The 20174-nt window shown below is 63.0% G+C and carries 18 protein-coding genes; 4 read left to right on the top strand and 14 right to left on the bottom strand.

Translation table 11 applies throughout. The features are described 5' to 3' along the window. Positions 1–42: 42 nt before the first annotated feature. The 8 genes from K309_RS35875 to K309_RS0103405 form a co-directional block, all read right to left on the bottom strand. The gene (locus K309_RS35875) at positions 43–1503 is read right to left on the bottom strand and encodes a lipopolysaccharide biosynthesis protein (protein WP_198030781.1); all 1461 of its coding nucleotides are present in this window, start codon (positions 1501–1503) and stop codon (positions 43–45) included. Beyond that, the gene (locus tag K309_RS0103435) at positions 1500–2615 is read right to left on the bottom strand and encodes a DegT/DnrJ/EryC1/StrS family aminotransferase (protein WP_029045112.1); all 1116 of its coding nucleotides are present in this window, start codon (positions 2613–2615) and stop codon (positions 1500–1502) included. Before K309_RS0103435 ends, K309_RS35875 begins: the two co-directional genes overlap by 4 nt. Positions 2616–2663: 48 nt before the next feature. Next, positions 2664–3245 (bottom strand): UDP-2-acetamido-3-amino-2,3-dideoxy-D-glucuronate N-acetyltransferase, encoded by a 582-nt coding sequence (wbpD, locus tag K309_RS0103430; RefSeq protein ID WP_029045111.1) that lies wholly within the window; start codon positions 3243–3245, stop codon positions 2664–2666. Positions 3246–3252: 7 nt separating this feature from the next. Further along, positions 3253–4203, bottom strand: a complete 951-nt coding sequence (locus K309_RS0103425; RefSeq protein WP_029045110.1) for a Gfo/Idh/MocA family protein — start codon at positions 4201–4203, stop codon at positions 3253–3255. Between the two features lie 18 nt (positions 4204–4221). Continuing rightward, positions 4222–5538, bottom strand: coding sequence for a UDP-N-acetyl-D-glucosamine 6-dehydrogenase (wbpA, locus tag K309_RS0103420; protein WP_029045109.1), 1317 nt, complete (start codon positions 5536–5538; stop codon positions 4222–4224). 486 nt (positions 5539–6024) lie between these two features. Next, entirely contained in the window at positions 6025–7134 is a 1110-nt protein-coding gene (locus K309_RS0103415; protein ID WP_084402344.1) for a GNAT family N-acetyltransferase, read from the bottom strand. A gap of 17 nt (positions 7135–7151) precedes the next feature. Then, positions 7152–8192, bottom strand: coding sequence for an ATP-grasp domain-containing protein (locus K309_RS35870; protein WP_035876704.1), 1041 nt, complete (start codon positions 8190–8192; stop codon positions 7152–7154). Between the two features lie 309 nt (positions 8193–8501). After that, positions 8502–9158 (bottom strand): sugar transferase, encoded by a 657-nt coding sequence (locus K309_RS0103405; RefSeq protein WP_029045107.1) that lies wholly within the window; start codon positions 9156–9158, stop codon positions 8502–8504. Positions 9159–9501: 343 nt separating this feature from the next. On the opposite strand from K309_RS0103405, the gene K309_RS0103400 reads away from it, so the two are divergent. Then, positions 9502–10836 carry an NAD(P)-binding domain-containing protein gene (locus K309_RS0103400; RefSeq protein ID WP_029045106.1) on the top strand — a complete coding sequence of 445 codons (1335 nt, stop codon included), beginning with the start codon at positions 9502–9504 and terminating at the stop codon, positions 10834–10836. A gap of 361 nt (positions 10837–11197) precedes the next feature. On the opposite strand, the gene K309_RS0103395 is transcribed toward K309_RS0103400, so the two are convergent. Further along, a complete protein-coding gene (locus K309_RS0103395; protein ID WP_029045105.1) occupies positions 11198–13213 on the bottom strand; it encodes a polysaccharide biosynthesis protein in 2016 nt (671 codons plus the stop codon). A 383-nt stretch (positions 13214–13596) separates the two neighbouring features. After that, positions 13597–13815, bottom strand: a complete 219-nt coding sequence (locus tag K309_RS44285; RefSeq protein ID WP_500784369.1) for a hypothetical protein — start codon at positions 13813–13815, stop codon at positions 13597–13599. On the opposite strand from K309_RS44285, the gene K309_RS0103390 reads away from it, so the two are divergent. Next, on the top strand, positions 13717–14913 hold the full coding sequence (locus tag K309_RS0103390; RefSeq protein WP_500784368.1) for a DegT/DnrJ/EryC1/StrS family aminotransferase: 1197 nt from the start codon (positions 13717–13719) through the stop codon (positions 14911–14913). The genes K309_RS44285 and K309_RS0103390 overlap by 99 nt on opposite strands. A 220-nt stretch (positions 14914–15133) precedes the next feature. Further along, positions 15134–16168, top strand: a complete 1035-nt coding sequence (locus tag K309_RS0103385) for a GNAT family N-acetyltransferase (protein ID WP_029045103.1) — start codon at positions 15134–15136, stop codon at positions 16166–16168. 58 nt (positions 16169–16226) lie between these two features. Here the strand turns inward: K309_RS0103385 and K309_RS0103380 are convergent, their stop codons facing one another. The 4 genes from K309_RS0103380 to K309_RS43760 form a co-directional block, all read right to left on the bottom strand. Next, positions 16227–17159, bottom strand: a complete 933-nt coding sequence (locus tag K309_RS0103380; RefSeq protein ID WP_029045102.1) for a glycosyltransferase family 2 protein — start codon at positions 17157–17159, stop codon at positions 16227–16229. A 77-nt stretch (positions 17160–17236) separates the two neighbouring features. Further along, on the bottom strand, positions 17237–18190 hold the full coding sequence (locus tag K309_RS0103375; RefSeq protein ID WP_029045101.1) for a helix-turn-helix transcriptional regulator: 954 nt from the start codon (positions 18188–18190) through the stop codon (positions 17237–17239). A gap of 701 nt (positions 18191–18891) precedes the next feature. Further along, positions 18892–19206 carry a YXWGXW repeat-containing protein gene (locus K309_RS0103370; RefSeq protein WP_029045100.1) on the bottom strand — a complete coding sequence of 105 codons (315 nt, stop codon included), beginning with the start codon at positions 19204–19206 and terminating at the stop codon, positions 18892–18894. A gap of 66 nt (positions 19207–19272) precedes the next feature. Then, entirely contained in the window at positions 19273–19398 is a 126-nt protein-coding gene (locus tag K309_RS43760) for a hypothetical protein (RefSeq protein WP_029045099.1), read from the bottom strand. Positions 19399–19983: 585 nt separating this feature from the next. On the opposite strand from K309_RS43760, the gene K309_RS42365 reads away from it, so the two are divergent. Next, the gene (locus K309_RS42365) at positions 19984–20121 is read left to right on the top strand and encodes a hypothetical protein (RefSeq protein WP_198030780.1); all 138 of its coding nucleotides are present in this window, start codon (positions 19984–19986) and stop codon (positions 20119–20121) included. The last annotated feature ends 53 nt before the right edge of the window (positions 20122–20174 follow it).

Here is a 20174-nt window from a genome sequence, read left to right as displayed (position 1 = left end):
TGCATCCGGCACAGAGATGTCTGGTCCGCTTGCGGATCGAGGCTACCATCGTTCATCGTCAGTCTGCGTCGGGCGCAGCGTACGCCGCATCCAGAACGCAGACAGGCCCAGGAAGTAAGCGGCGGAAACCAGGGACCGCCAGCCGGATTCGCCGCTGAACAGCAGTATCGAAGGCAGTGCCCAGGCGCAGAAGACCAGTATGCGTCCCGCATCGTGCGTCACCATTGTCCTGAGCCTCACTCCCACTCGCGACATGAACAGGGTAAGCATCCCGAGATAGGCAACGGCGCTCACTGCGGAGAAAACGGCAATGCTGGGGTCCGCCGCAACGCTGAATCCGTAACACATTGCCAGCGTGGCAAGACGAACCGCAAAGGTGCTGAACTGCGCGATCAGTTCCATCTTTTGCAGTTCCATCACATCAGGGAGGCAGGAGAGCGGCGAGAACTGGAACTGGAAATAGATCCAGGGTGCCATCCAGCGCGCATAGTGGCCGGCCATGCGCCACCGTTCGCCGAACACGGCCGCGAACAGGTCCGGCCCGGCGCAAACAAGCAGCACCAGTGCCGGGATGCCGGCATTGGCCAGCTTCCGGCGCAGCGCCTCGGCCGCCTCGGGCAGGCGACCGGCCCGCATGGCGGCCGGGGCCTGGGAAAAAAAGACACTGCCGATCGCCGCGCCGATCAGTGAGATCGGCGCCGATATCATGCGCAGCGCGAAGGCAAAGTGGCCGACTACGGCAGCGCCGAACAATGCCGAGAAGATCAGCGGCACCAGGTGCACGCCCGCCACATTGAATATGGCTGTCCAGGTGGAGTACAGCGGAAAGTCCTTGTAGCGGCGCGCAAGGGCCACGATGCGGACCAGCTTCACGTCGCCGCCCCGCCTGCGACGGATTTCCCTGATCGCGTAGAACAGTCCGCCGGTGCCATGCCCGATCACCGTTCCGCCCATCAAGGCCAGGACGCCGAAACCATAGCCGCCCAGCTGCACCAGGTTTGCAATCACGGACCGCAGCAGCCTGGTCTGCGCCAGCTGGCCAAAATACTGCATCCGGACCATCCATCGCTCAATCACAGTGTAGAGGCCGGCCGAAGCCACGCCGAAGGGGAGCAGCCAGAGAGCGGCCGCGTCGATTGACCAGTTCAGGGTCAGGATCAGCGATTCGCCGAAGAAAAGCACGCCGAGGGCGCAAAGCGCGCTGGTTGCCGCCACGCACAGCAGGCACAAGGCCACCAGGTTCTCGGCATCGCGATCGCGGGCGGGCAGCGCGATCGACAAGTCATAGCGCAGGCAGGCGACAACGCCGAAGAACGCAAGCAGGCCCGCGAAGACCGCCACGGCGCCAAAATCCTGCGGAGAATAGAGGCGCGTCAGGATGGGCGAAACCGCCAGCGTAAGTATCTGCGCGGCGGCCTGCCCGCTGACCAGCACGCCAATGCTTCTGCCGACACGGGGTTTCTCCGCCGTGCCAGGGTCCACGGCGAGCGCCTGCTTGCTCAAGGCACGACTCGCTCTGGCTGGCACATGGCATGCCGGAGAATCACTGAACAGATAGCCTGCTGGCTTGCCATGTCGAGGTACGGATGCATCGGCAGGCTCAACACCTCTCGCGCCAGCGCGTCGCCGACCGGCAGGCGGGCCTGGCAGGCGGCTACTGCGGGCTGCCGGTTCAGCGGTAACGGATAGTGCACGACAGTGGGGATTCCGGCGGCCTTCAGCACATCCTGCAAGGAATCGCGATCCGGGACACGGATGGTGTACTGTGCCCATACGCTGAGGTTGTGGGGTTCGACATGCGGCGTGGCCTCGAACCCCCCGTGGCGCAACAGTTCTCCGTACCGCGCCGCCACTTGCTGGCGTAGCTCGACCTCCTCATCGAAGATCGTCAGCTTTGCCAGCAGGATGGCCGCCTGCAACGTATCCAGGCGGCTGTTCACGCCAACGCGGACATGGTGGTAGCGCCGGTCCTGGCCATGGCGGGCGATCTGGCGCATCGCCTTGGCCAGATCTTCGTCGTTGGTGAAGATCGCTCCACCGTCCCCGTAGCAGCCCAGTGGCTTGCTGGGAAAGAAGCTGGTACAGGCGATCGTGGACAGATTGCAGCTGCTGCGGCCCTTGTAGGTGGCACCGAAGCTCTGCGCAGCGTCCTCGATGACCGGCAAGCCGTGGCGCGCGGCAATGGCATTGATGACGTCGAAATCGGCGCACTGTCCATACAGGCTGACCGGGATGATGGCCCTTGTGTGCTCGGTGATCGCCGCTTCGAGCGCCGCGGGATCCAGGTTGCAGGTGCGCGGATCCACGTCCGCATAGACCGGCTTTGCGCCCAGCAAGGCGACGGTCTCGGCGGTGGCAATATAGGTAAAGCCGGGCATGACGACCTCGTCGCCTGGCCCGATGCCCAGCGCCATCAGGGCGATCTGCAGCGCGTCCGTGCCGTTCGCGCAACTGATGCAGTACCCGGCGCCGGTATCGTGCGCAAGCCGCTGCTCCAGCTCCTCGACCTCCGGCCCGAGAATATATTGGCCGTGCGCCAGCACGCGCTGGATGCCGGTGTCAATCCTGTGCTTGATGCGGGCTTGCTGTGCTTTGAGGTCGATGAACTCGATCATGGCTGGATTTCCTGTGCAGACGGCATGCGGAGGGGATTTTTCACTGCCTCAGGCTGCGGCCTTGCGCAGAGTTGCGCCGTCCAGGATGTAGCGCTGCCCGCTATTCCGGCAGACGGCCTCGCCCTCGCCGCGCACTGGCAGGTCAAGCTGCTCGCCGAATTCGCTCATCCAGCCGACCTGCCGTGCAGGAACGCCGACCATCAGCGCATAGGCAGGTACGTCCTTGTTGACAACGGCGCCTGCGCCGACGAAGGCATATTCGCCGATAACGACGCCGCAGACGATGGTGCAATTGGCGCCCAGGGTCGCGCCCCGCTTCACCAGCGTGTCGCGGTACTCGTTCTTGCGTTCGATCAGCGAGCGAGGGTTGTAGACATTGGTGAACACCATGCTGGGGCCGCAGAAAACGCCGTCCTCCAGCGTGACGTTATCGTAGACGGAGACGTTGTTCTGCACCTTGACGTGGTCCCCGATGACGACGCGGTTGCCGACGAACACGTTCTGGCCGAGCGAGCAATGCCTGCCGATGCGCGCGCCGGCACAGACATGCACAAAATGCCAGACGCGCGATCCTTCGCCGATCTGGGCTCCCTCGTCGACGATGGCCGATGGATGTACCTGGTCCGTCATCACAGCCTCAGGCAAGAAGTTGCTGCAGGAAAGGATGGCCTTCGTTGTCGCAGGGCGCCGTGGCGCGTGCGGAACGGATGGTGCTGACCGTCTCTACGCAGTGACGCGCGTCGTCCAGGCCGTAGCCCCGGCCCGCGAGTATCTCCCGGTAGCTGGTGGTGTGCAGGTCGGTGAAGCCTTCCGAAAACTCGATCTCGGCACCGTCCACGGTGATCGAGCGATAGGTCGCCTTTTTTCCCTTCACTGTGGCAGGCAGGTCATTGGCATCGATCGATAGAAACCAGCGCACGCGTGCATTCTCGTATTCGAGGTAGCCCGCAGCCTTGTTGTCCGTGCCATAGTGCACCACATTGCGTTGCAGGCTGCCAAAGATGAAGTGCAACATGTCATAGAAGTGCACGCCAATGTTCGTGGCCACGCCGAAGGATTTGCGCGTGTCGCCTTTCCAGCTTTCCAGATACCACTTTCCGCGCGAGGTGATGTAGGTCAGGTCGACCTCGTGCTTGTGCCCGTTGCGCTCGCTCGTAACCTTCTCCTTGAGCGCGAGGATCGCCTGGTGATGGCGCAGCTGCAGGATATTGAACACGCGCCTGCCGGTCTCGCGTTCGACGAGCGCCAGCTCATCGAGCAATGCGGGTGTCGGGACCAGCGGCTTCTCGCAGATCACGTCGCATCCGAGGCGCAGGCCGGCAGAGATATGCGACTGGTGCAGGTAGTTCGGCGAACAGACGGAGATGTAGTCCAGCGCTGCGCCCGGCTGGCGCCGCAGGCGCCAGGCATGGTCATAGAAGCGCTCGAATTCGGTGAAGAATTCGCTCTGTGGCGAAATGCTGTCGAGGATGCCGACTGAATCGTTGATGTCGTACGCCGACACCAGCTCATTGCCCGAATCCTTGATTGCGGTCATGTGGCGTGGCGCAATGTAGCCGGCCGCTCCGATCAGTGCGAATCGTTTCACGCTAGCGCTCCCTTGTGCTCAGGCCTTGACAACATTCGCGTACGACGCGCGATACTTTCCGCGGCTGTCGACGAGGAGCTTCGCATGCTGGCGGATCAGAAGATAGTCGAAGGCGTCGTGATCCGTGGCCAGCACCACGGCGTCGAAGCCGCAGAGCGATTCGCCGTCGAGCGGCACGCTCGACAGCTCGAAATGGTGCTCGCGCATTCTCGGAAACACCGGGACGTGTGGATCGCTGTATGCGACCGTCGCGCCCCGTGCGCGAATCTGTTCCATGATCTCGACAGAGGGCGATTCGCGCATGTCATCGACGTTTTTCTTGTAGGCAATGCCCAGCACCAGCACCCGGCAGCCTTTGAGTGCCTTGCCCTGCTGGTTCAGTCCTTCCACCAGCCGGCTGACCACGTACTCCGGCATGGCCTTGTTGACTTCGCCGGACAATTCGATGAAGCGGGTGTGCAAGCCATACTCGCGCGCCTTCCAGGTAAGGTAGAAGGGATCGATGGGGATGCAGTGCCCGCCCAGGCCCGGCCCGGGATAGTAAGGGGTGAAACCGAATGGCTTGGTTGAAGCGGCGTCGACCACTTCGAAGATATCGATGCCCATCCGCGTGGCCACAATCTTCATTTCGTTGACCAGGCCGATGTTCACGGCACGATGGATGTTCTCGAGCAGCTTGGTCATCTCGGCGGCCTTGGTCGAGCTGACCGGCACCACGCGGTCGATCGCCACTTCGTACAGCGCCATACCGACCTCGCGGCAGACTGGCGTCTGGCCACCGACGATCTTGGGAATGCTGCGCGTTTCGAATTTGCCATTGCCCGGGTCTTCGCGCTCCGGCGAATAGACCAGGAAGATGTCGTCGCCCACCTCCAGCCCCCCCTCCTGCATGCGAGGCAGCAGTTCCTCCTCGGTCGTGCCGGGGTAGGTAGTGCTTTCCAGCGACACCACCTGTCCGGCGCGCAGGTACTTCTTGATGGCGTCCGCGGTGCTGATGACAAAGCTCATGTCGGGTTCGCGATGCTTGTTGAGCGGCGTCGGCACGCACAGGATGATGGCATCGCACTCTCCGGCACGCTCGAAATCCGTGGTGGCCTCGAACCCGGTCTCGCGGGCACGGGCGATGCTGCGTGCGGGAATATGCTCGATATAGCTCAGGCCGGCGTTGAGCCTGGCAACCTTGCTCTCGTCGATGTCGATACCCAACACACGGAACCCGATTGCGCAGTAGCGCAACATCAAGGGCAGCCCGACATAGCCCAGGCCGACGATGCCGATAATGGACTCCCTGTTCTTGATCCGTTCGATGAGATCTTTGGCGATTGGGCTCGACATGATGGAATCAGAAGGTTTGTGGTTGAAGCCGATCGAGTCGGACTGACTTGCGAGGTGACAGCGCTGAACCGATGAACCGTGCTCCGATTGTAGAAATTCCCCGACCTCCAGATATGTGGGCATTGTTGTCACCCACACACATTGCTGCACTTGCACCTGAGATCTGCCGGCAGGGCGCGTCCCAGTGCCGCTACTCGTCGCGGCGTGCCGGGGAGTCATCAGACTAGCGATTGGCAATTGAAGGAAACATCGTTCCAACGGGTATCGTCCATTCGACTGAGGCCGTACCACCATCGCGCATGCGGTGCGCGACAGGCCAGCAATGTGCGAAACCGCACGGATGCTGGCAAGGTGGCATTCCCGGACTGCGGGCAATGGAGGATCGGAGCTGCCGCGAATCCACGCGCAACCGCCACGAATCGGCGCGACCTGAAAGCAACGCGCGTCGACGCAATAGGCACTGCCACGACAAGCAATAGCAATACCTCAGGGATTGCGGAGCGAACGCAGGAACAGGTATGTCAGCAGGATGCGCGAGGGGGTCTTCTGAATAAAGAAATAAGGCTGCTGCCTGGCGCCGAATGCCCTGAAAAAGCGCTCGACCGGCTCCAGCATCGACCCTTCGAAGTCAAACGCGCGCGCCACGCCCGAGGAGAAGCGGATTGCTTCCCACATGCACAAGCTGGCCGCCCCACTGGTCCGGAGCACCGGATCTGAGCCTCCCATCAGGTAATAGGCGACTCGCCCGTCCCAGACCAGATAGACGCCGGCATGACGACGGCCTTCCTTATCCACGGCAATGAAGATCCTGCGTGCCCCTCGCGCCGCACACGCGGCGTCAAGGCGGCGCACGTAGTCGTCCGTGTAGGGTAGCGCCATGCCTTGCCGGGAGAAGACCTGCCTGTTCAGCTTGATGAACTCCTCGATACCAAGGTCGTCGCGCACCTGAAGACCATGGCGGGAGCCCGCCTTGCGGATTTCGGCCCGGATGTTGGGCTGCATGCCATTCCAGAGCGCTTCCGGATCCGACAGGTCATCGAGGACGTAGGTGTACTTGGTGGTCTGGCGGAACCCCTTCCAGGCAAAGGGCAGCCAATTGGTCTGGCCGGGATCCCAGTGCTGCTGGAAATGGTCAAACCGCGGCAGCTGCCCGATCAGGGCGTCCATCAATTCCTTCTGCTGGCCCAGCACTCTCGGCGGCTTGCCATCCATCGGGGCCAGCCACGGTCCGGACATCTTGGCCAGTGCCGGCTGGGCAATGACTGAAAATCCATACATGCGCCGGGGGGCGTAGGGCAGGCTTGCCACTATCTGACCGCCGCGCTCGACCAGTGCTGCGCTCCAGTTCCCGGGGCCGGCGGTGGCGTCCAGCCACCACGCCTGACTAAATAGCGGAATATTCGCAGCAGTATTGCAGAGCTGGCGGTAGCGGGCTTGTGCCGCGTCACCCGCAACCTCCGTGTCAGCGATCTGCCTGACGGGAGCAGTGGCTCCGCTCGCCGCTGGCGCATGGTCAGCGTCCCCTTGACGGCTGGAGTCGGAAGTCGGCTGGACCAGGTCCGTCGCGGCACTGGCAATCACGTTCGCGCTGTTCATCGATTCCTTCCATGCCGTTAGCCGGCTGATGCTTCCATGGCAACATGCTGCTCCGCCAGTTCGCCGACTCTGGCCAGGTAGGCGCACTTGAACAGTTCGATGCCGGCCTGGTAGTGGACTTTCTGGCTGTGCTGCCCGCGCACGCAATTCAGCAGCACTCTTACCAGATTGGCTCCCGCCAGATGGGTAAAGGGGTAGCCGCCTCCAAATCTTGGATTCAGCTCTAGGAGATACTGGCGTCCTTCGCGCTCGATCACATCGCAGTCGACATTGCCGATATGCCCCAATTCATGGCCGATGCGCGTGGCGATGTCGTCGAAAGGCTCGCTTTCGACAGTGATCGCGCGATCGGTCTCTCCCGCGCGCATCGACAGCTTCTTGCGCACGGCAAATCCGACCGGCCTCGCTTCAAGGTCGTTGAAGATATCGAGTCCGTACTCCTGGCCCGAGATCAATTCCTGGACCAGCACCGCCGCATCTGGCTGTCCCAGCCTTGCAAAAGCCGATTTCCGGCACATCCGCAGGCAGTAGGCATAGGCGAAGCGAAGCTCGTCCAGGTTCTCCACGAACAATATGCCAAAACCTGCGCTGCCCCAGCGGGGTTTGACCACCAGCGGGAAAATTTCCGTTCCCGCAGAAATTGCATCTTCGGCACTCTCCAGCGTGGCATAGCTGCGCGGCGTGGATACTCCGATTGATTCGGCAAACTGCGCGGTCAGGAACTTGTCCGCGCACAGATTCACCACCTCTGTCGACGAGATCACCGGTATCGTTCCGATCTCGCGAAACCGTTGTGCGTTCGCTGCAAGGAGCGGAAGTTCCAGGTCATTCAGGGACAGGATGGCGGAGACCCGATGCTCGCTGCACAGGTTGAGCAGGAAGTCGATGTAGTTATCCGCATCAAGCCCGGGCGCCAGAAAAAACCTGTCGCACGCGCTCGCAGCCGGCGCGCCGCCATTCATGTCCACTCCAAGCACCAGACCGGTCCCATTCAGCTCCGACTTGAAATACTCCGCCAGGTAGCGTCTTCTACCTATGCACGTCAGCAGAACGTTCATGTTCACCCCAATGCCATTCCAGTCACATTGACCCTGTCGTAGCCCGGCAGGCCACGTCATGCAGGCCTTCGGCCGTTTTCGTTGGATTAGTGCCGGGACACCGGCACTTGTTTTCTACTGCCTTGAGTCACGGGCTTGCCGACCGCGCGGAAGCCTTCTGCGCACGATGCCCGCGCTCAATGTCTGACATATGCCATCTAATCAGAATGGCCTGCCCGAAAGCAGCGTGATATGTGCGCAAATTCACGAAGTGGTGACACGCCTCTCGTACCGCGGGCGGGAATGTGACATTCAGCACGAGACGAGTCGTCATGCGATGTGAATCGGAACGTCTTCGTTCGCAGCGGGCCGGGGCACGCTCGCCGCATGCTGAACACCGGGACTGCCTGTGAACGTCGGTACCTCGAGGTCGCCTGCTGCGTTGATGCCCTGGTGGCCAACAACGGTGCCTACCGTGCGCAACAGGATCTTCAGATCCAGCCAGAAAGAGTGGTGGTCTACGTACCAGGTGTCCAGGCGAAATTTCTCTTCCCAGGTCAGGGTGTTCCGCCCGTTCACCTGTGCCCACCCGGATATGCCGGGACGGACCAGAAGACGGCGAGCCTGGTCGGGTGAGTAACACGGCAAATACTTCATTGGCAGCGGGCGTGGGCCAATGACACTCATGTCCCCCAGCAGAACGCACCAGAACTGGGGTAGCTCATCGAGGCTGGCGCGGCGCAGAAATCTGCCGAACGGCGTGAGCCTGTCGTTGTCCGGCAGGAGATTGCCGTCAGGGCCTCGCTCATCCGTCATGGTGCGGAACTTCACGACTTGAAATGGTCTGCCGTCCAGGCCCGCGCGCGTCGGGCGAAACAGCACCGGGCTGCCTAGCTTCCAGCGCACGGCACCTGCCAGGAGCAGCAGCGGTATTGCCAGCACAAGCAATGCCATGGAGGCGAACACTATGTCAAACAAGCGCTTCATGATCGATCCGTCCAGTCTGTCACGCAGAGGAGTCCATTGCCGCCGTCCGACGGATTCCGAATTTCCGCTCTGGATCCCTATCTCACCAAAATCGGGTCGTTGTGTGAAGCGGCAAATGTGGTTGAGGCCACGTTCTGCTGCAACATGCCCAAGCCGGGGCGCCGCTGTGATCGAAAAGGAGTGTGCGGGGCCGTACCGATGCCGCTTAAGGCAGGTTTCAGACTGCCTTTAATCTGACTGGACGCGTGACCGATGTAACCGACGACGGCTGGCATGGCGCGCCACGCTGTTCCGGACGGCGCGCCTTCGCAGGCGCCAGGAAAACTCAAAGGGAAGAGCAATAATGATCTCGTCCACGGATACGGTTATTGTCGGGGCCGGCCCCTATGGTCTGTCGGTTTCGGCCTATCTGAGCAAGGCCGGCGTGCCCAATCAGATTCTCGGGGAACCAATGCATGCCTGGAGAAATTTCATGCCGCCGGGGATGCTCTTGCGCTCTGAACCGTTTGCCTCGAACCTCTACGCGCCGTGGAAAGGCTATACGCTGGAAGAATATTGCCGTCGTAACCGCGTCCCGTACCGACAGGTTGGAATGCGCGTGCCGCTGGAACTCTTCGTGGACTATGGGCTGTGGTTCCAGTCGCGACTGGTCAGTCATGTGCGTCCGGTGGACGTTATTGACATGCACCGCAAGGAGGGGCTCTACCGGCTGCTTCTGAGCGATGGCAGCGCCATGGCGGCGCGGCGCGTGGTCGTTGCCCTGGGCCTGAAAGGATTCGCGCAGGTGCCCGCGGCACTGCAGGCCATGCCGAAGCCTTACGTGGTCCACTCCGGCGAAATCGGAAGCCTGGCATGGGCGAAAGGCAAGCGTATCGTTGTTGTCGGGGGGGGGCAGTCGGCAATCGGGCTTGCCGCGCTTTTTGGCGAACTCGGAGCTCGGGTTCGGCTGCTTGTGCGCGGCGAGGTCAACTGGAGCAGGGAGTCGCGTAGCTCCCACGGTGGTGTCAGAAGGCTGCTCCGAGGGCGGATCGGCTTGGGACGTGGTTGGGATTCCAACAGTCCAAGTGCGCTTTTGATGTCCTTCCTGTTGTCCGAGCACCCCGCTTTCTTCCACATGCTGGATCTCCAGCGCCGCCAGAGGTTGCTCGACACGGGTTGGGCACCGTCTGGCGCGTCGTGGCTGCGCGATCGCGTGGAGGGCAAGATCGATATCCGGACCCAGACCGAAATCAGGGATGCCGAACTCAGGGACGGTCAGGTAGTCCTGCAGGTCTCGACTGCGAATAAAGTGTCCCGAATTAGTGCCGATCATGTTGTTCTGGCCACAGGGTTCAAGATTGATTTGACCAGGCATTCCTTCCTCTCCCAGGAACTTCAGGACTCGCTCTCACTCGTTTGTGGCGCGCCAAGCCTGACGCGCAATTTCGAAACCAATCTACGCGACCTGTACGTGGTTGGACCCGCGGCTGCGCTGAGCTTCGGGCCGGCACTGCGTTTCGTCTATGGCGCGAAGTATGCGGCACCACACCTGGCACGGCACATTCTCGGACGCTTCAAACAGGACGCGGATCATCATGTCCAACCACCGGCTGTCGGGCCGGAACCGGACAAGGAAAACAGTGGAAGCCGTTTGCATGGGCAAACCATGCTTCAAGTCTCCGGCAACAAGGCGAAATAGCGTCGGAAATCCCTGGCTTTTTCCATCGGGCGCCGTACCGGATCTTTCGACAGGTGCGGCGAACAGCGTCGTGGCGGCATGACGGATGATGTCTGGCGCGTCGCAGGCCGGCGATGTCGAGTGCGTTCTCCACTAAGCACGGATAGCCGCGGGCGGACTTGACGGCCGGCGCGTGCGCCTTGCATGCCAGACCCGCGAAGCACCGCCCTGCCTGGCCCTCGGAACGCTCGGAACGCTCGGAAATGCCCTGATCCTCGGGCCAGGCGTGCGCTCAGCTGTGCCGAGCCACACGGCGTCGTGCAGGACATCGCTCGGCAATCGGGTTACTGCGTCGTCGTCACGGGCACGTGGCCGGCCGCCTTCAGCTGGCCTCGCCCGGATTGGACAATGTTGCCGGCGGCAGGTCCACGCCGATTTCCGGGGACGAGGGCCGGCGCGATGCAACGCCGCGCAATGGCGGCGGTGTGGGTGCCGGCACCTTGCGGGCGGGCGAATCCAGAGAGCTGTAGGGGGTGTACTCGGAAACCAGGCTCTGTACGGCGATCTGGATCTCCAACTCGTCGCGGGTGTCGCAGGCTACGAACAGGCGCTGGATCTTCGCATTCAGCTCTGCGGCTTCGAGGAACGGTTCGTTCGAGCACATGATGCGCTCGTGCCCACTGGCCGTCACCTCGCCACCGATCAGGAGCTCTTCAAAAAGCTTCTCGCCCGGGCGCAGCCCTACGACTTTGATCTCGATGTCGCCGGCAGGGTTCTTGCGCGTCCTTTCCACCAGTCCGGACATTTCGATCATCGTGCGGGCAAGGTCGATGATGCGGACCGGCTTGCCCATGTCGAGCACGAATACTTCGCCACCCTTGGCCATCGCGCCAGCCTGTATTACCAGCTGCGCCGCTTCGGGAATCAGCATGAAGAAGCGAATGACATCCGGATGCGTAATTGTGATGGGCCCGCCCGCGCGGATCTGCTTGCGGAACAGCGGCACCACCGACCCGGATGAGCCCAATACATTGCCAAAGCGCACCATCGAGAACGTAGTTCTCGTATTGGGGCGGGCGGCGGCAGCCTGGAAAACGAGTTCTGCAATCCGTTTGCTTGCGCCCATGACATTGGTAGGCCGGACCGCCTTGTCGGTGGAAATCAGCACGCAGGTCTGAACGCCGAAATGATCCGCCAGGTCGGCGACCGTCTGGGAACCCAACACATTGTTGCGAATGCCCTCCGGCATGTTCACTTCGACCAGAGGCACATGCTTGTAAGCCGCGGCGTGATAGAGGGTGTCGACCTGCTGGCCGCGCAGTGCCGCGGACACTGCGGTGGAATCGCAGACGGAGCCGATCCGGGCATCGATCTGCAGTTCAGGATAGCGCTGCCGCAACTCCTCTGCGATCGCGTAGAGGGCATATTCGGAGTGGTCGAACAGGATCAGTCGCTGCGGTCCCTGTGTGGCGATCTGACGGCATAGCTCCCTGCCGATGGAACCACCCGCGCCGGTGACCATTACCGTCTTGCGTAGCGTGCATTTGGCGAACAGGTCTTCACGCGGGGGGACGATGTCGCGGCCCAGCAAGTCTTCCACGCTGATGTCACGGATGGACTGCACTGTGATCTGTCGGTCGACCAGTTCGAGCAGGGTGGGCACTGTGCGCACGCTGACCGCATAGTGGTGCAATTTCTCCACAATCTGGCGGCGGCGCGCCATGGGCAGGGTCGGCACGGCCAGCACGACTTCATTGATCGCGTACTTCTGGATCTGCGAGCGCATCTGGTTGCTGTGATGGACGGGGAGGTCGGCAAAGATCTTTCCCTCGAGCGCGAAGTCGTCATCAAAGAAGCAGACAGCCTTGTGACGCAGGCTGGATCGCATGGCGATGGCGAGTTGGAAGCCGGCCTCGCCGGCGCCAAATATTGCCACGCGCAGAGGCGCTGGCTCGTTCTGCACCTGCCGGGACTGGAGCGAGCGCGTCAGCAATGCACGCGCGACAAAGCGGGAGATGACGACATAGGAGAAAGCGATGAACCAGTAGATCAGCAGACCGGTGCGAGGCAGCCGGTCGAGGTGCACGAGGAACGACAGCGCATAGGTGATCCCGATGATGCAGGCCAGGCTGGTGCCAGTCGTCCAAAGTACTTTCAGGTCGAAATACCTCACGACGGTCCGATACAGGCCGCTGAGCGAGAACACGGGAATCGTGCAGGCCGCAATGATCAGCGGCGGTGTGATGCCGTACTGAGCCAGCAACTCGAGATTGCCGACGCGCAGGAACAATGCGAAAGCAAAGCACATCGGCAGCGCAAGCAGGTCAGCCGATACCATGAGCGCGACCTTGCGGCGTCGGGGCAGCGCAAGCAGCCAGCGCGAAAGTAGTCTGGTCATTTGCCGGAACCTCCATGCACCGCAGGGTGCAGGGACCTGGTGGCGACCAGGCTGCGACAAGGATGCTCTACTGGCGGAGCGGACAGGAATGGCTGCACACGGTTCTGCATTGTCTTGAGGCTTCTTCTGTCAATGGCTTTCGATTTGCCGTTGGCCCGTTAGCCCGTCAGCCCGTCAGCATGACTGGGTGCTCCGGCACCATTCCAGACTGATGCAATTATTGTTGCTGGCGCGTCTCTTGCAACATCGCAACGTGGGCTTGCGTACGCAATGGACGCCGGCGCGCGCCTGCACCATGGCGCCTCATCTGACTGTCCTAGTCCACATGGTGGCCTTCACGTGCCGATGCAAGTCTGGTTAGATGATTGCATTCCATCGGGTGCTCAAATGACGCCTGGCTTGCGCGGCAGCACCCGCTCCGACTTCCATTGCTGAGGTGGACGACCATGCTGGATTCCAGCTTTTCTCCCTGGCCAAGCTTCACTGCCGACGAGGCGGCTGCCGTGCAGAAGGTGCTGTTGTCGAATCGTGTGAACTACTGGACAGGCGACGAATGCCGGAAGTTCGAGGAGGAGTTTGCCAGTTGGGTGGGAACGCCGCATGCGATTGCGCTGGGAAACGGGACGCTTGCGCTCGATGTCGCGTTGAAGGCGCTAGGCATCGGCCCAGGCGACGAGGTCGTGGTCACGCCACGAACGTTTATCGCCAGCATTTCATGCGTGGTGAATGCGGGAGCAACGCCAGTCTTTGCCGATGTCGAGCTTGCTAGTGGCAATCTGTCCGCGGCGACGATCGGCAAGGTGCTGACGCCAAGGACACGAGCCATCATCTGCGTGCACCTGGCCGGCATACCCTGCGACATGGACCCGATCATGGCGTTGGCGCGCGAGCACGGCATCAAGGTGATCGAGGATTGCGCGCAGGCGCACGGCGCGCGCTACAAAGGGCGCTCGGTTGGCGCAATTGGAGATGTGGGCGCCTGGTCCTTCTGCCAGGACAAGATCATGACCACTGGCGGCGAGGGCGGGATGGTGACGACCAGCGCAAGAGACCTCTGGCTCCGCATGTGGTCGTACAAGGATCATGGCAAGAACTGGGACGCGGTATATGGGCGCCAGCATGCCCCGGGATTCCGGTGGTTGCATGAATCCTTCGGTACTAACTGGCGCATGCTGGAAATGCAGGCGGTGATCGGGCGCATACAGCTTGCGCGCATGACGCAATGGACGGCGCAGCGCACTGCCAATGCAGAGGTCATTGCCGGCGCGCTTCGGCAATGCGCTGCAGTCTGGCTGCCCGCCTGCCCGCCTGATGCCCGACCCGCATGGTACAAGTTTTATGCATTCGTCCGCCCGGAGTTGCTCAGGGAAGGCTGGAGCCGTGACCGCATCGTGGCCGAGATCCAGGCAGCTGGGGTGCCCTGCTATGTGGGCGGCTGCTCGGAGGCTTATCTAGAGAAGGCGTTCGATGGCACTGGCTGGCGTCCACCGTGCCGGTTGCCCAATGCCCGATTGCTGGGTGAATGCAGCCTGATGCTGCTGGTACATCCCACCCTGACCGAGGCCGAGATCGACCTGGCTGCGCGGGTGGTGCGCGAGGTAGTCCTTCGGGCAACCCTGCCGACGGGAGCAGGGCAGGACGTGGAAGGCGTGGTGATGCGCGATCCGGCTCGGGATTGCGCAGGCGCCATGCAGCGATGATGCATTGTCCAACGCTGATCCGGCTGGACACCGTGGGGGCTGTTGCCCCTCGCGCTGGTGCCGTCCGCGGGCGATGCGTCGCGCGGTGCGCTGCGATGGCTTGTGTCGTTAGGCCCTGTCGCTGCTCTGTTGCGTGCGGCTGCCAGGTTCGGCATTTTTTTCGCGTGGGAGGGCAAACTGTGCGGACAGCCAGACAGCCTGAACCGCAACCTGTGACGTCATGAAGATCCGGCTGCTCGCTCCATCTGACCCAGCCTGGGGTGAGGCGCTGCGGCGCCGCTGTCACGACTGCTACCACATGCCCGGCTGGGCGCGTGCGGCGGAGTTCGGCGACCGTGGCAGCGCAAGGGCGCTGTATGCCCGCGACGGTGATGCCGAGTTGCTGCTGCCGCTGGTAAGGCGCGCCATTAGCTGTGGGGAGTGGGATGCCGTCTCGCCCTATGGCTACGGCGGGCCGCTCCTGAGCGCGGGCGCCGGCCAGGACTTTGCTGATGCGGCACTGCGCGAGGCTATTGCCATGTTGCGCGCCGATGGCTGCGTGTCCTGGTTTATCCGCTTGCATCCACTCCTCAATTCAAGCTGGAACAGCGCCGTCGGCGAGGTGGTGGATCAAGGCCCCACGGTCACGATTGATCTGACCAAGAGCGAGGCCGCGCACTGGCGCGACACCGCGCATGGTCACCGCAGTGATATCAACAGGGCCATGCGCGCCGGCGTCACCGTGCGCATCGACGAGTCCTTTGGCGCGCTGGGCAGCTTCCTCGCCATGTACAACGCATCAATGCGGCGGCTGGGGGCGCCGGCATTCTATTACTTTGACGAGCGCTACTACCACACACTGCGCCGTGAACTCGGAGCCCTGCTGAAGCTGTTCGTCGCCGAGGAGGCTGGCGTGCCCATCGCCGCAGCGCTGCTTACCGTGGCGCCGTCGTCGGGCATCTTGCAGGGGCACCTGTATGGCGCCGACGATCGCAGCCTGAATCGCCAGCCGCTGAAACTGCTTATCCACGCGCAACGGCAATGGGGCCGCGAGCACGGATATCGCGTGCTGAACCTGGGCGGGGGGCGTGGGAGCAACGGGGAGCAGGATTCGTTGCTTCGCTTCAAGCGAGGCTTCTCGCCTGACACCCGGATGTTCCGCACCCAGCGCCTGATTGTCGATCCCAAGCGCTACGCCGCGTTGTGCGGCGGTGGCAAGGCCGGCGAGCAGGAGTTGGCGGACCTGCGCGGATACTTTCCGGCGTACCGGCGCTAGTTTGATCCTGGAGCAGGGCGCAGAAACGGGTACGCTGGCCGCCCTTGCGGGGCGCCACTCAGGCCATGGATCCCGGCAGGCTCGTGCCGGCTGCTGCGCCGCGCGCCTGCGGCTGCCGGTCGGCGCGCAGCAGCGCCCACAATTTCCGTGTCGTGTCCCATGCCGGCGTCGTGCCATGCCAGCCTGCGTGGCGCACATTGCGCGCCAGCATATGTGGCAGCGCCACCGCCAGGAACAGCGCCGCCCTGACCGGGCGGTGCTGGCTGCGCCCGTAGCGGCGATAGGTCACGTACAGGCGCGAGGCTGCGCTGGCCGGCTCGGTGTCATCGTCATGGCCGACGGAGACCGTGTACTGATTGACCGCGCTTGGTACCAGCGCGATGCGGTGGCCGAACTCGTACACCGCGCGGCCGACTAACTCGCAGTCCTCGTAGCCCGCCGCGAGCTGCTCGCAGAAGCGGACATGGTCGAACAACGCGCGCGGGAACACGGTGCTGTGGAGCACCACTGAGCACAGCCGCTCGCCATGGCTGTAGTCCAGAGACGGGTAGCCCAGAAAGGCTGCCTTGCGCGGCTTGCCGCGCTGTCCCTGGCACATGTCCGTGCCCGTCACGATCAGCGGTGTGGCGCAGCCCGATGCAGTGCGGTGCATGTAGTCGTCGGCCAGGCAGTCGGCCATCTGCTGCAGGAAGGTTGGTCCCAGCCGTGTGCGGTCGTCCAGGAACAGCACGTGCGAACCGGTGGCAACGGGCAATATACGGTTGCGGTTTGCGGCCCTGGTGCGGCGCGGACCTTCCAGATAGGTGATGTCCGGATAGTCGTGGCGCATCATTTCGCGCGTGTCGTAGCCGTGACTGTCGTCCGTGACGATCAGCTGATGCGGCGGCATGGTGGAATCGGCTACGGATTGCAGCGTGTGCCGCAGGCTTTCAGGTTGGTCGCACGTGGCGACACACACCGAAAAGGTCGGCAGGAAAGTGCGTGCCGGCATGTTTGACCCCCCTGGTGATTCTCAGATCCAGGCACTGCGCCGGCCCGTCTAGCGCGGGTACGGCGCAGAGTCTGGCGCTACAGCGCCGTGCTGGTGGCCTGGAATGCGGCGTCGCCACCGCGGGATGCGACTAGCGGGCGCGCGCTGCTGTCGCGCGAAAAACGTTCGTCGCCGCTGACCCACTCCAGCGTCGCGCCGCGCTGCAGGGCGGCGTAGACCGCTTCGCCCTTGTTGCGCACCTTGAGCCGCTGGTACAGCGTGCAGGCGTGGCTCTTCACCGTGGCCACCGAGATATTCAGCATGCGGCTGACCGTCTTGATCGGGTAGCCGCGTGCCAGCAGCACCAGCACTTCGTACTGGCGCGGCGTGATCTTGAGCATTTCCGCTTCGCCATAGCTCGGCTCTTCCTCGGCGATCGGCACGGGGCTGGCGGCAGCTGGCGCGGGCAACGGCTGGCCCGGCCTCAGGTCGGTCAGGTCGCGCACCGCCACGCTAGCGCGCGGCGTGCTGCGCTGCGCGCTGGCGCATGAGGCGAGCGAGAGCGAGTCGGTGGGCATGGCCGCCGGCAAAGGCAGCGGCGCGGCAGAGGCAAGCGACTGCACCGCCGGAAAGGCCGAGCGCGAGGCGGAAGGCGTGGTCCCGGTCTCGGCCGAGAACAGCAGGCCCTGCACCCCAGATATGGCCAGGCGGATGGCCGCCTCGATCACCGCCAGCGAAGCTGTTTTCGGCAGGCAGCCGCACACGCCGCGAGCGCTTTCCGGATTGGGCACGTGCAAGGGCAGTACGTCGGCCAGGATCAGCACGCGCTGCGGCTGCAGCACGGCCTGGGCCTGTTCGAGTTGTACCCAGCCCGGGCCGGATTCGGCGGGCATGCCGAACACGAGCAGGTCTGCATGGTGGTGCCGGCTATCCAGCCTGGCGATATCCGCTGGCGCAATGGCTGCCACCTGGGCGGATTCCTGGATGTTCTCGAGCATCTGCAACAGCCCGAGCCGGAGCAGCGGATGCTCCTCGATCAGCAACGCGTTCATTGACTTCACTCCCCGTTACTCGGGAGCGGACTGCGGGGCGCTTTGCGTATGGAGGGCAGTGCAGGACCTCAGCCACCATGGTGTCTGAGCGCGTGTGTGACCCCCATGCTTCCATGCCCCGGCAGTCCCGTTCTTCTGGATGGAACTTGTCGATGGCTGGATGGTTGACCCGAACCCGAACCCGAAAGATTCTCGCTCCTAAATCGGCTTAAATTCATCTTATGGGCTGGTTGGGTGGATTGCAAGCGAGCTGAATTGGAACGAGACAGGGTTGGAATGACAGGCTCGTCATAATCCTTTAAGAATTCACCCGAATGCGCCATCCCAGGTTCCGCAAACGCCGCCCGGGCTCTGGGTTTCAGCAGTTTCAACGATGTGACACCCGGATTTAATATGGTTGCAACGCTGAAACAGATCGCATTTTCCGAAGCCCTTATGAGAGCGGTTGCTAACCCTATAGTGGGGTGTACGGAATATATGGCGCATGCAGGTGGCGCAATTATGAAACGGCAACTGGATACCGCGTTTCGTAATATATCTGCGCGATTTATTACGCGCTCGGGCGCATGGACTAGTGCTTCTGGATGAGCCGTGACTACACCCTAGGCATGAGACCTGGGAAGGCCACCGCGCAGGTCTGCACCCGGCTTGCCACCGACTGCTTCCGGCAGGGTGGCAAGCCGGTATCGGGACCCAGTCCGTCAGCGGCTCCAGTGGCCGGGACGCATGACCCAGCCCTGCGGTCCGCGCACCCAGCGGTCGGGCACGAAGCGGTAGCCCGGGCGCTGCGCCTGCCAGTAGCCGGGGCGCCAGTCGTAGCGGCCGCGCGCGCCGACCCAGTGGCCGGGCACCCAGACCTGGCCACGGCGCGCGGCGGGATGCGGCTCGTAGCGCGGCGGCGGCGGATGGCCATAGCCGTGGGCCACGGCGGTGGGATGGGCTTCGGCGGGGGCGATGAGTCCGAAGGCGCCGCCCGTGGCGAGGACGGCTGCGGCAAGCATGAGCTGGCGTTTCATGGGATGACTCCTTGTGGGCGGTCGTTGTCAGGCAATCAATCATCAATCCGGGGATCAACCCAAGGATCAATACCGGTCGTAGTGATGGTGGTGGCGGGGCGGCGGGCCGCCGCGCGGCGGCACGACGATGCAGGCGGAAAGCAGCGCGGCCGTGGTGGACAGCAGCACGACCAGGGAAAGGGCTCGTTGCATTTCTGGGCTCCTGGCGGGATCGCGTTGGACACGGCTTCAATGTAGCGACCGGCCTCCTCGCTGCGTGCTTGCACTTGTAAGGCTGTCTCACATGGCGCTGAACCGCGCGGGATCGGGCGCACGGTGCCTGGCGATGGCTGCGGAGCCTTGCGCGGCAAGGCGTGCCGGACGCGGGAGCGGCACTGGCGAAGGGTGCAGCAATCCAACGGATGGCGTAATGTGACGTTACATCGGAAATAGATCTCGCAAGCAAACGTGGGCGCCGAGGGGCCGCCAGCGTTCCGTTCTGGCGGCGGGTGCATTGCCGCGGTGACGCAGAAACGGGTACGGCCGGTGGCAATGCTGAGTCCTTGCTGAGTCCTTGCTGAGTCCTTGCCGAGTCGTTGCAAGAGGGGCCGAGCCGGTGCAGCATGCGTCAGCATGGCTCGCGCTGCGTGCCGGGCGGGCTTCGTACGGTGCGTGCGGGATGCCAGTAGTACGGCCACCCACGGGTACTGCGCCAATGGCATGAAGCTTGCACCTCGCGGAGTGCCAGACGGTCGTGCCGGGAAGCGGAATCTGTCACGTGTGCTTGAAGGAGGCGCCATGCCAATCATGCTCATCGTGCTTGCCTTGCAGTTTTTGCAGGGGCTGTCGCCGCCCGCCGCGGCGCTGTTCGCGCTGCCCCAGGAGCTGGAGGCGCCGGATGCCACGGCCACGGTCGAAACCGCGCTGAGTCGCTGACCTGCCGCCAGGGCGGCGGCATCGCGAGCGCGATCGATTTCCGCATGGAGTTC

It is taken from the genome of Cupriavidus phytohabitans (genome assembly GCF_000426345.1).
GTDB lineage: Bacteria > Pseudomonadota > Gammaproteobacteria > Burkholderiales > Burkholderiaceae > Cupriavidus.
Note: the sequence above shows the minus strand (reverse complement) of the source record. Positions and strands in the feature narration are given on the sequence as shown.